The 10,661-nt window shown below is 73.6% G+C and carries 11 protein-coding genes and 1 pseudogene; 6 read left to right on the forward strand and 6 right to left on the reverse strand.

Translation table 11 applies throughout. The annotated features are described in order from the left end of the window. From GTW43_RS19520 to GTW43_RS19530, 3 genes are all read right to left on the reverse strand, one after another. Positions 1-614 (reverse strand): sigma-70 family RNA polymerase sigma factor (locus GTW43_RS19520; protein WP_343246060.1); only part of this gene is annotated, 614 nt, incomplete at its 3' end. Next, positions 611-1,024 (reverse strand): anti-sigma regulatory factor, encoded by a 414-nt coding sequence (locus GTW43_RS19525; protein WP_161303304.1) that lies wholly within the window; start codon positions 1,022-1,024, stop codon positions 611-613. The genes GTW43_RS19520 and GTW43_RS19525, both read right to left, overlap by 4 nt. 265 nt (positions 1,025-1,289) lie before the next feature. Continuing rightward, positions 1,290-1,550: a UBP-type zinc finger domain-containing protein gene (locus GTW43_RS19530; RefSeq protein ID WP_161303305.1), complete on the reverse strand. Its 261-nt coding sequence runs from the start codon at positions 1,548-1,550 to the stop codon at positions 1,290-1,292. A gap of 51 nt (positions 1,551-1,601) precedes the next feature. On the opposite strand from GTW43_RS19530, the gene GTW43_RS19535 reads away from it, so the two are divergent. Continuing rightward, positions 1,602-3,200: a Na+/H+ antiporter gene (locus GTW43_RS19535; protein WP_161303306.1), complete on the forward strand. Its 1,599-nt coding sequence runs from the start codon at positions 1,602-1,604 to the stop codon at positions 3,198-3,200. Positions 3,201-3,215: 15 nt separating this feature from the next. On the opposite strand, the gene GTW43_RS19540 is transcribed toward GTW43_RS19535, so the two are convergent. The 3 genes from GTW43_RS19540 to GTW43_RS19550 all read right to left on the reverse strand — a co-directional run bounded on the left by GTW43_RS19540 (position 3,216) and on the right by GTW43_RS19550 (position 5,200). Next, positions 3,216-4,142: a pyridoxal-phosphate dependent enzyme gene (locus tag GTW43_RS19540; RefSeq protein WP_343246061.1), complete on the reverse strand. Its 927-nt coding sequence runs from the start codon at positions 4,140-4,142 to the stop codon at positions 3,216-3,218. 58 nt (positions 4,143-4,200) lie between these two features. Next, positions 4,201-4,791 carry an N-acetylmuramoyl-L-alanine amidase gene (locus GTW43_RS19545; RefSeq protein ID WP_161303307.1) on the reverse strand — a complete coding sequence of 197 codons (591 nt, stop codon included), beginning with the start codon at positions 4,789-4,791 and terminating at the stop codon, positions 4,201-4,203. A 175-nt stretch (positions 4,792-4,966) separates the two neighbouring features. Next, the gene (locus tag GTW43_RS19550; protein WP_161303308.1) at positions 4,967-5,200 is read right to left on the reverse strand and encodes a hypothetical protein; all 234 of its coding nucleotides are present in this window, start codon (positions 5,198-5,200) and stop codon (positions 4,967-4,969) included. Between the two features lie 241 nt (positions 5,201-5,441). Here GTW43_RS19550 and GTW43_RS19555 point away from each other — a divergent pair. The 5 genes and pseudogenes from GTW43_RS19555 to GTW43_RS19575 all read left to right on the forward strand — a co-directional run bounded on the left by GTW43_RS19555 (position 5,442) and on the right by GTW43_RS19575 (position 10,558). Then, positions 5,442-6,848, forward strand: a pseudogene (locus tag GTW43_RS19555) (family 2B encapsulin nanocompartment shell protein). A 40-nt stretch (positions 6,849-6,888) separates the two neighbouring features. Then, positions 6,889-7,950 (forward strand): family 2 encapsulin nanocompartment cargo protein polyprenyl transferase, encoded by a 1,062-nt coding sequence (locus GTW43_RS19560; RefSeq protein WP_161303309.1) that lies wholly within the window; start codon positions 6,889-6,891, stop codon positions 7,948-7,950. A 108-nt stretch (positions 7,951-8,058) separates the two neighbouring features. Continuing rightward, entirely contained in the window at positions 8,059-8,670 is a 612-nt protein-coding gene (locus tag GTW43_RS19565; protein ID WP_161303310.1) for a GNAT family N-acetyltransferase, read from the forward strand. A gap of 227 nt (positions 8,671-8,897) precedes the next feature. Beyond that, a complete protein-coding gene (locus tag GTW43_RS19570; protein WP_161303311.1) occupies positions 8,898-9,311 on the forward strand; it encodes a YciI family protein in 414 nt (137 codons plus the stop codon). Next, positions 9,308-10,558, forward strand: coding sequence for a sigma-70 family RNA polymerase sigma factor (locus GTW43_RS19575; RefSeq protein WP_161303312.1), 1,251 nt, complete (start codon positions 9,308-9,310; stop codon positions 10,556-10,558). Before GTW43_RS19570 ends, GTW43_RS19575 begins: the two co-directional genes overlap by 4 nt. Positions 10,559-10,661 lie beyond the last annotated feature (103 nt).

Consider the following 10,661-nt stretch of genomic DNA (forward strand, 5'->3'; position numbering starts at 1 on the left):
AGCGCGAGCCGCAGCTCCTGGAGCCGGCGCGGGACGCGCACCGCCCAGCCCTTGTCGCGGAAGTGCCGCTTGATCTCGCCGACCACCGTCGGCGTCGCGTACGTGGAGAACTCCACGCCGCGCTCCGGGTCGAAGCGGTCGACCGACTTGATGAGGCCGATCGTCGCCACCTGCGTCAGGTCGTCCAGCGGCTCGCCCCGGTTGCGGAAGCGGCGCGCCAGGTGCTCGACCAGCGGCAGGTGCATGCGCACGAGCCTGTTGCGCAGCTCCGCGTACTCGGGGCTGCCGTCCTTCAGACTGCGCAGCTCGATGAACATCGCCTTGGCGTTGCTGCGGTCCTGCGGATCGCGCGTGCCCTGCTGCCCACCGTGTCGCTGTTGGTCGCTCATCCATCCCGCCCGTCGCGCGCCCGATCCCCCGGAGCCACCACGCCGGTCGGCTCCGGGGGACGGCGCTGCCTGCTGTGCCCCGTCGGCCGCCGCGTCCTGCGGGTGCGGCCGGGCCTGCTGCTCAGGGATGCCGGTGGTCAGCCGCCGGATCCCGCCCGTGCCGTCGGCCGGGAGATCGCGTGTGCCGCTCTTGTCGTCCCGCACCGGACCGCCCCCGTCCATCACACCGGGCCGGGGCCCGCGCCGCGCTTCTTGTAGAGGCTGATCGACACCGTGTTGTCCTCGGCGACCGAGGAGTCGACCTGGCCCGCCAGCGCGGACAGCACCGTCCACGCGAAGGTGTCGCGCTCCGGGGCCCGGCCGTCCGTGGTCGGGGCGGAGACGGTGACCTCCAGCGAGTCGTCGACCAGGCGGAAGACGCAGCTGAGCACGGAGCCCGCGACCGCCTGCTGGAGCAGGATCGCGCAGGCCTCGTCGACCGCGATGCGGAGGTCCTCGATCTCGTCGAGGGTGAAGTCCAAACGCGCTGCCAGACCGGCTGTGGCCGTCCGCAGCACCGACAGGTAGGCACCCGCAGCCGGCAGCCGGACTTCCACGAAGTCCTGATTCCCGGGCTCGCCTGCGATCTGGGACACCCTCACCTCCAAGGTGGTACAAGCACTTTCGGGCTCCGGAGGCTTCGTCCCCCGGGTGATGCGCCACGTGTTGATGCGGTGACGCTACCGCGCGCCCGACTTTCCTGTCCCGGGTACCCCCGGCCCACTGCTGTCACTCATAGTAAGCCTACGGGTACGGACAGTGGCTAGAGGTGGGGCGGGCCCAATTGGAAAGAGCGGGCGCCGGATTGACGTACCCAGGCGCCGACCCCTCGAACCGCCCCGTGCGCGCCGATCCGGCCGGTCACACCAGCAGCGCGTCGACGAAGCACCAGCGCCAGCTCTCACCAGGCTCGAAGGTGCGCATGACCGCGTGTCCGCTGTCCTTGAAGTGCGCCGTCGCATGCCGGTACGGCGACGAGTCGCAGCAGCCGACGTGCCCGCAGACCAGACACAGCCGCAGTTGCACAGGGTGACTGCCGACGGCCAGGCACTCCAGGCAGGTCTCGCTTAGGGGCGCCGGTTCGGGGTGCGGCAGCGCGTCGACGTGCGGGCACTCGTTCATGATGGCCAGGTTACGACGGGTGCGGCGCACAGGCCGGGCGGAAGGCGGGTCATGGACGTATTGCCACTGGTGGGGCTGGTCGCGGCGAGCGCCGCGGTGGCGGGGGCGGCGCGCAGGACGCCGGTGCCGGCCCCGCTGCTCCTGGTCGCGGCGGGACTCGTGGCCTCGTACGTGCCGGGCGTGCCCGAGTACGCGCTCGACCCGCACATCGTGCTGCCGCTGATCCTGCCCCCGCTGCTGCACACCGCGGCCCTGGAGAGCTCCTATCTCGACCTGAGGGCCAACGTACGGCCGGTGGCGCTGCTGTCGGTGGGCTACGTCCTGTTCGCCACCCTGGCCGTCGGCTGGCTCGCCTACCGGCTGATTCCCGACCTGCCGCTGACCGCCGCGCTCGTCCTCGGCGCGGTGATCGCGCCGCCGGACGCCGTCGCCGCCACGGCCATCGCGCGCCGGGTGGGCCTGCCCTCGCGGATCACCACGATCCTCCAGGGCGAGTCCCTGGTGAACGACGCGACCGCGATCACCGCCTACAAGGTGGCGCTCGCGGCGGCCGTCGGAGAGGGCGCGAGCTGGGGCGGCGGCATCCGGGAGTTCGTCGTCGCCTCCGTCGGCGGCGTCGGCATCGGCCTGCTCCTCATGGTGCCGCTGCACTGGCTGCGCACCCACCTGAAGGAGGCGCTCCTGCAGAACACGCTCTCGCTCCTGATCCCCTTCGTGGCCTACGCCGTCGCCGAACAGGTCGGTGCCTCCGGCGTGCTCGCCGTCGTCACCGTCGGCCTCTACCTGGGGCACCGCTCCTGGCAGGTGGACTTCGAGACGCGGCTCCAGGAGGCCGCGGTGTGGAAGGTCGTCGCGTTCATCCTGGAGTCGGCGGTCTTCGCGCTCATCGGACTCCAGCTGCGCGTGGTGCTCAAGGGGCTCGGCGAGTACGGGGTGTGGCAGGCGATCGGGTACGCGGTCGGCGTGTTCGTCTTCGTCGTGGTGATCCGCTTCGTGTGGTCGTACCCGGCCACCTATCTGCCCTGGTGCTTCTCCGCACGTATCAGGGAGCGGGAGAGCGACACGGACTGGAAGCGCCCGCTCATCGTCAGCTGGGCGGGCATGCGCGGCGTGGTGTCGCTGGCCATCGCGTTCTCCATCCCGCTGGTCACGGACGACGGGGAGCCGTTCCCGGGACGGAACCTGGTGCTGTTCCTGACCTTCACGACGGTCATCGGCACGCTCGTCGTCCAGGGGCTCACGCTGCCCCCGCTCATCAAGCTGCTCAAGCTGCCGGGCCGGGACGTGCAGGCCGAGACGCTCGCCGAGGCGCAGGCGCAGAGCGTGGCCTCCACGGCCGCCGAGGAGCGGGTGGCGGATCTGATGCGGGACCGGCGCAACTGCCTCCCGCAGGCCCTCCAGGACCGCCTGAACACCGTCCTGGAGCGCCGCCGCAACTCCGTGTGGGAGCGCCTCGGCCAGCCCAACCCGGTGACCGGGGAGTCCGCCGACGACACCTACCGCCGCCTCGCGCGCGAGGCCATCGCCGCCGAGCGCGAGGTGTTCGTGACGATGCGCGACGAGCGCCGGATCGACGACGAGATGCTGCGCACCCTGCTGCGCAAGCTGGACCTGGAGGAGGCCGCGGCCTATCGCGAGGTCGACGACTAGGGCGGGTCCGGCGGGTCAGACCGGGTCCGGGGCGCCCGTGACGATGGCGGCCAGTGTCGTACCGCGCGCGAAGGCGCCCTCCTCGGTGAGGACGGTGAGGGCGTGCAGCACTTTGGCGACATAGAGACGCTCGACGGGCAGCCCGTGGCGCTGTTCGAAGTCCTCGGCGAAGGCCTCGAGAGCGGCGGGTACGCGCGCGTACCCGCCCGCGTGGAAGCGGTCGGTCACCTCCCAGTCCCCGCGCCGGCGACCGAACGCCGCCGTCTGGAGCGCCTCCACCTCGCGGGCCAGGAACCCGCCCCGGAGCACGGCGACCCCGAGCGCCCGCTGCCCGGCGCCGAGGCCCGCGGCCAGCCCCGCCAGCGTGCCCCCGGTGCCGCAGGCGACCCCCACGACGTCGGCGTGGCCGCGCAGCTCCCGGCCGAGCTCCGTGCAGCCCTCCACCGCGCGCGCGTTGCTCCCGCCCTCCGGGACCACGTACGCGCCGGCGGCCCCTGCGTCGGCCAGCAGCCGCGCGAGCACCTCGGGCTCCCGCTTCGATCGATACGTGGATCTGTCGACGAAGTGCAGTCGCATGCCGTCCGCCGCGCAGCGGGCCAGCGACCGGTTCAGCGGGCGCCCCGCGAGTTCGTCGCCCCGCACGACGCCGATCGTGGGCACGCCCAGGAGGCGGCCGGCGGCGGCCGTGGCGCGCAGGTGGTTGGAGTAGGCGCCGCCGAACGTGACGAGGGCGCGGCCCCGGGCCGCCGCGAGATTCGGCGCGAGCTTGCGCCACTTGTTGCCCACCAGCTCCGGGTGGATCAGGTCGTCCCGCTTGAGCAGCAGGCGCACGCCACGGCGCGCGAACCGCGCGTCGGCGGTCTCGGTGAGCGGCGACGGCAGGCGGGGCCGCAGGCCGGCGCGGGCCTCGGGCTCGGGCACATCGGGGAACGGGCGGGGCACCCGGCCATTGTCGGACACCTGTCCGGGCGCCCGCCGCCGCGGGTCTGCGGTGCCCGGCCTACTTGAGCCGGTCCCTGATGCGCTCGCGCATCGCCGCCATGGTGAAGCCCTTCGGGTCGATCTTCCCGGGCTGCCACTCCAGGTGGCCGATCACCGAGCGCTCGGTCCAGCCGTGGTGCCGGCAGACCGCCGCGGACACCTTCTCGATCGCCTCCAGCTGCGCGGCGGGCCACGGGTCCTCGCCGTCGCCCAGGTTCTCGCACTCGAAGCCGTAGAAGTGACGGTTCCCGTCCGTGTTCGCCTCGTTGTCGTGCGGGAGGCGCTTCTCCGCGATCACCGCACGCAGCACGTCGTCGTCGCCGAGGCCCGCGTGGTTCGCCCGGCCGTACCCGACCAGATGGACCCGGCCGTCCTTGGTGATGACGCCGTGGCACAGCGGGCCCGGCAGGTCGGCGTGGCCCTTGCGGCAGAGCTCCACCGTGCGGGCACTGCCCGAGGTGACGGTGTGATGGATCATCACGCCGTGGACCGGGCCCCAGGGGCCCTTGTGATTGCGGTTGTGACGGCGCCAGTCACCGACCTGGACCACCGTCAGGCCCTCGTGCTCGAGAGCGGCGAGAAACGTGCTCGCGGACATGGGTGGGGCCATGACCGCCTCCTTCGCGGGCGCGACGACCGCCGGGCGCGGAACGTCTCGTACCGCTGCTTGTACCGGAACGGGCCTGCCCGCACTACTCGTTCGGATCCCGTGCGATGCGATCCGGACAGCCGGGCGGGCGGAACCGGACAGCCGGCTCCGCCCCCGGCGGGCGCGCCGGTGCCGGTCAGGCGCGCAGGAAACCGTCCCCGTGCTCGGCGATGTGCGACTCCAGGGCCTGGAGCGCCTGCTGCGTCGCGTCCGGGCTGCCGCTGCCCCGGCGCTCCGCGTAGTACGCCGCGCCCAGACGCTTGAGCAGGTCGGCGCCGGCCCGCTGGGCCTGCACCTCGTCCAGCTTCTGCTTGCCCTGCGTCAGCCCGCGCTGCGCCTGCTCCTTGGCCCGGTCCAGAAAGCCCGCCATGGTGGTCACCTTTCCTGTCGTCCGCTGCCGGCGTCTGCCGTCTCCCCGCTCAACGCGCGCAGGGATCTTCTAGTTCCGAAACTGGGCGATGCGGGACGGACCGGATGCCGCCGGACGTGTGAACGCGCCGCCGATGCCCCGCGCCGCCTGATCCATTCCCGCTCATTTGTGTAATGGCGCGGGCACTCAGCGTGCTGGAAGGGTGGCGCTCGCAGGTCAGCTCATGATCGGGAGGGCATTCATGTCGGTAGGCGAAGAGGTCCGCACGGAGCAGTCGGGGACGCAGAAGAGCCTCGCGACTTCCGCCGCGCGGAATCTGGCCACCACCACCAAGTCCGCGCCGCAGATGCAGGAGATCAGCTCCCGCTGGCTGCTGCGGACGCTGCCGTGGGTCGACATCCAGGGCGGCACGTACCGGGTGAACCGGCGGCTGAGCTACTCGGTCGGCGACGGGCGCATCACGTTCGTGAAGACGGGGGACCGGGTCCGGGTGATCCCGGCCGAGCTGGGCGAACTGCCGGTGCTGCGCGGCTTCGAGGACCAGGACGTCCTGGACGAGCTGGCCCAGCGGTGCACCCAGCGGGAGTACGAGGCCGGCCAGGTCATCGCGTCGTTCGGCAGCCAGGCGGACGAGGTGTTCCTGCTCGCCCACGGCCGCGTCGAGAAGGTCGGCACGGGTCCGTACGGGGACGACGCGGTGCTCGGCGTCCTCGCCGACGGCGCCTACTTCGGCGACTAGGCGCTCCTCGACCCCGAGACCATCTGGGAGTACACGGCCCGCGCCGCCACCGCGTGCACCGTGCTCAAGCTGCCGCGCCGCGACCTGGAGCAGATCGCCGAGCGCTCCGAGCCCCTGCGCGCACACCTGGGTCAGCTCCGCTCGATCCCCGCGCAGCGGGCCAACGGGTACGGGGAGAAGGAGATCGACCTGTCCGCCGGCCATGTCGGCGAGGCCCGGCTGCCCGGCACGTTCGTCGACTACGAGGCGGAGCCCCGTGAGTACGAGCTGAGCGTCGCCCAGACCGTGCTGCGCATCCACACGCGCGTGGCCGACCTCTACAACCAGCCGATGAACCAGACGGAGCACCAGCTCCGGCTCACCGTCGAGGCGCTGAAGGAGCGCCAGGAGCACGAGCTGGTCAACAACCGCGAGTTCGGTCTGCTCCACAACTGCGAGTACGACCAGCGGCTGCAGCCGCACGACGGCGTGCCCGGCCCGGACGACATGGACGAGCTGCTCAGCAGGCGGCGCGGCTCCAAGCTGTTCCTCGCGCACCCGAAGGCCATCGCCGCGTTCGGCCGCGAGCTCAACAAGCGGGGCCTGGTGCCCGAGACCGTCGACGTCGCGGGCCACCGCATCCCCACCTGGCGCGGCGTCCCCATCTACCCGTGCAACAAGATCCCGGTGTCCGACGCCCGCACCACGTCCATCATCTGCATGCGTACGGGCGAGGACGAGCAGGGCGTCGTCGGGCTGCGCCAGGCCGGTATCCCCGACGAGATCGAGCCCAGCCTGTCGGTGCGGTTCATGGGCATCAGCGAGCAGGCGATCATCTCCTACCTCGTGACCACGTACTACTCGGCGGCCGTCCTGGTGCCCGACGCCCTCGGGGTCCTGGAGAACGTGGAGGTGGGACGGTGGCGTTGAGCCGCCCGGACCGGTCCGGCACCGGCCGCGGGGAGAGTCCATGACGCAGACCACGGAGCCGCCCATGGCCGCAGAGCCCGCCGAGGCGACGGACGTCCTCGCCCGGGCCAGGGCGAGCGTCGACCCCGAGCTGCGCCGGGCCGTCGACGAGCTGCCCGCATCCCTGCGCCGCGTCGCCCGCTACCACTTCGGCCGGGAGCAGGCCGACGGCACACCGGTCGAGGGGCACGCGGGCAAGGCCGTGCGGCCCGCCCTGGTCCTCGCGGCGACGCGGGCCCTCGGCGGGGTGCCCGAGCAGGCGGTGCGCGCGGCGGCCGCGGTGGAGCTGACGCACAACTTCACGCTGCTGCACGACGACGTGATGGACCGGGACGCCACCCGCCGGCACCGGCCCACCGCATGGGCCGTCTTCGGGATCGCCGACGCGATCCTCGCCGGGGACGCCCTGCAGGCCCAGGCCCATCTGCTGCTCGCCGGGGACCCGCACCCGGCGGCGGCCGCCGCCGCGGCCCGGCTCGGGGCCTGTGTCGTCGAGCTGTGCGAGGGGCAGTGCGTCGACGTCGCCCTGGAGGGGCGCGACCCGAGGGAGGTGACGCTGCCGGAGACCCTGGCCATGGCGGAGGCCAAGACGGGCGCACTGCTCGGCTGCGCGTGCGCGGTCGGCGGGCTCTACGCGGGCGCGGACCCGGCCCAGGTCGCCGCGCTCGACGCGTTCGGCCGGGCCGCCGGGCTCGCCTTCCAGCTGATCGACGACGTGATCGGCATCTGGGGCGACCCGGCCCGCACCGGCAAGCCGGCCGGCGTGGATCTCGCCGTCCGCAAGAAGTCGCTGCCGGTCGTCGCGGCGCTCGCCTCCGGCGGCCCCGCGGCGCGGGAGCTCGCCGCGCTGTACGGGCCGCCCGGCCCGGGGGAGGAGAGACCGGCCGAGCTGGAGGCGATCGCGCTCGCCGTCGAGCGGGCCGGCGGCCGGGACTGGGCGCAGGCCGAGGCGGCGGACCAGATGGCCCGCGCGGTCGACGAACTGTCCCGGGCCGTGCCGGACCCGCGGTCGGCGGACGGACTGCTCGCCCTGGCGGAGTTCGTGACCAGAAGGGGGTACTGACCGGCCCGCACCGCTCACCCCGTGCCGACCCGCTCCGCCTGATCGCTTAGGCTGCCAACGCCCGCGCACGGCAAGCGGGTTGGTGCGAGCGACAGGGGCGGGCGGGCAATGGGTGTACGGATCCGGCGGGCCGAGGCGAGCGACCGGGACCACGTGGTCGGGCTGCTCGACGCGTCGTTCAGGGACGATCCGGTCAGCAGCTGGGTGTTCCCGGGGGAGGAGCACCGGCGGGCCCGGCACGCGGGGCTGATGGGCGTGTTCACCGACGTCACGTACGAGGAGGGGTTCATCGACCTGGCCGAGGACGGCACGGCGGTCGCCCTCTGGCTGGACGTGCCGGCCGGCCCGCCCCCGGCCGAGGACGGGACCGACGAGGCCGTCCTGGTCCGCGAGGCCGTCGACCCGGACAACGAGCGGGTGGAGCAGATCGCCCGCTGGACCGCGGAGATCCACCCCGCCGGCCGCGCCCACGTCTACCTCTGGATGATCGGCGTGGCCCCGGACCGGCAGGGCGAGGGGCTCGGCACCGCGCTGATGGCGCCGGTCCTCGAGCGCTGCGACCGCGAGGGCCTGCCCGCCTACCTGGAGGCGAGCAACGCGCGCAGCCGCGCCCTGTACGAGCGGCTCGGCTTCGTCTTCACCGGCACCGCGCTCGACCTCCCCGGCGGCCCCTCCATGTGGCCCATGTGGCGCGAGCCCCAGGCGGGCCCGCGGGAGTAAACGCCGCTTCCGGCCTCCCGTGCGCCGGGGGGAACGGCCCGGTACACCAGGAAGGCGCGGCCCCGCGCTGCCAGACTGGAGGCGGACGGAGCCCGTGCGGCAGGCCCCTCGGAACATCTTCCGAGGAATTCCGCGGACCGTGTCGAGAACGGCCGGGCGGCCGCGACGTCTCAGGTGAACCGTCGCCCGCAGCCCGCGGGCGGCCCGCACCGAAGGAGCGCAGAACCATGAAGTACCTGGTGATGATCGAGGGCTCGCAGGCGGACTACCTGGCCATGACCGGCACCGGTTCGCCGGACAGCCCCGCCTGGGGCGAGGCCGACCTCAAGGCCATGTACACCTTCATGTCCGAGCTCAACAACGACCTCGCCGAGTCCGGCGAGATGCTCGACGGGCAGGGCCTCGCCGAGCCCGCCAAGGCCCGCACCGTCGCCCTCGGCGCCGACGGCCGCCCCGTCGTCACGGACGGACCGTACCCGGAGACCAAGGAGCTGCTCGCCGGGTACTGGGTCCTGGAGTGCGCGAGCCTGGAGCGTGTCACCGAGATCGCCGGCCGCATCCTGGAGTGCCCGCAGCCCGAGGGTGCACCCGTCTACCCCGTCGTGATCCGGCAGATCATGGAAGGCGGCGGCGACGTGTGAGACCGCCGCACACCGCGGAGGACCTGCTGCGCCGCCACGCGCCGCAGGTCCTCGGCGCGCTCGTCCGCCGCTACGGGCACTTCGACGAGGCCGAGGACGCGGTGCAGGAGGCGCTGCTCGCCGCCGCCCGCCAGTGGCCGCGGGAGGGAATCCCGCAGAACCCGCGCGGCTGGCTGATCCGCGTCGCCTCCCGCCGCCTCACGGACACGCTCCGCAGCGAGCAGGCCCGCAGGCGCCGCGAGGAGGCCGAGGCCACGCTGCAGCCGCGCGACGCCTTCACGGAGCCGCCGCCCGACACCCCGCGCGCCCCGGCCGAGGACGACACGCTGACGCTGCTCCGGCTGTGCTGCCACCCCGAGCTGAGCGCCGCCTCCCAGATCGCGCTCACCCTGCGCGCCGTCGGCGGACTGACCACGGCCGAGATCGCCCGCGCCTACCTCGTGCCCGAGGCGACGATGGCCCAGCGCATCAGCCGGGCCAAGCGGCAGGTGCGGGGCGTGCGGTTCAGCGCGCCGGAGGACGGGCGGGAGCGGCTGCCGGCCGTGCTCCAGGTGCTGTACCTGATCTTCAACGAGGGGTACACCGCGACTTCGGGGAGCGAACTGCGTCGCGCCGATCTGGCCGCCGAGGCGATCCGCCTGGCCCGCGCCGTGCACGCCCTGCTGCCCGAGGACAGCGAGGTCACCGGGCTGCTCGCGCTCATGCTGCTCACCGACGCGCGCCGCGCCGCCCGCACCGACGCCGCGGGCGAGCTGGTCCGCCTCGACGAGCAGGACCGGGCGCTGTGGGACCGGGCGGCGATCGCCGAGGGCATCGCGCTCGTCGAGCAGGCCCTGCGGCACGGCCCGGTCGGGCCCTACCAGTTGCAGGCCGCGGTCGCCGCGCTGCACGACGAGGCCGGGCGGGCCGAGGACACGGACTGGCCGCAGATCCTCGCCCTGTACGACCTGCTCGTCCGGGCCGCTCCGGAGGGCGAGCCGATGGCCGCGCTCGGCCGGGCCGTCGCCGTCGCGATGGTGCACGGGCCCGAGGCCGGGCTCGCCGAGACCGACCGGCTGGCCGCGGCACTCGACGGGCACCACCGGCTCGCCGCCGTGCGCGCGCACCTCCTGGAGCGCGCCGGGGACGCGGCCGCCGCCCGTGCCGCCTACCAGGAGGCGGCCGCCGGGACGCTGAGCCTGCCCGAGCGCCGCTACCTGAGGACCCGTGCCGCCCGTCTCGCCGGACGCCCCGCGGGGGATGACTAGGGCCTGTCCGGCGGATCAGGTCGCGTCCGGGTGGCCCGGGCTGTTCTGTGCTGGTGAGCGGGGTCTGGTGCGTCGAGATGCAAGGCGGAGGAGGGCGGCAATG

This window comes from Streptomyces sp. SID5785 (assembly GCF_009870065.1).
Taxonomy (GTDB): Bacteria; Actinomycetota; Actinomycetes; order Streptomycetales; family Streptomycetaceae; genus Streptomyces.

Bases quoted from the DNA above. Each gene is read 5' to 3' on its own strand.
- GTW43_RS19530 (WP_161303305.1), bottom strand. From the start codon at position 1,550: ATGAACGAGTGCCCGCACGTCGACGCGCTGCCGCACCCCGAACCGGCG.
- GTW43_RS19535 (WP_161303306.1), top strand. From the start codon at position 1,602: ATGGACGTATTGCCACTGGTGGGGCTGGTCGCGGCGAGCGCCGCGGTG.
- GTW43_RS19545 (WP_161303307.1), bottom strand. From the start codon at position 4,791: ATGGCCCCACCCATGTCCGCGAGCACGTTTCTCGCCGCTCTCGAGCAC.
- GTW43_RS19550 (WP_161303308.1), bottom strand. From the start codon at position 5,200: ATGGCGGGCTTTCTGGACCGGGCCAAGGAGCAGGCGCAGCGCGGGCTG.
- GTW43_RS19560 (WP_161303309.1), top strand. From the start codon at position 6,889: ATGACGCAGACCACGGAGCCGCCCATGGCCGCAGAGCCCGCCGAGGCG.
- GTW43_RS19565 (WP_161303310.1), top strand. From the start codon at position 8,059: ATGGGTGTACGGATCCGGCGGGCCGAGGCGAGCGACCGGGACCACGTG.
- GTW43_RS19570 (WP_161303311.1), top strand. From the start codon at position 8,898: ATGAAGTACCTGGTGATGATCGAGGGCTCGCAGGCGGACTACCTGGCC.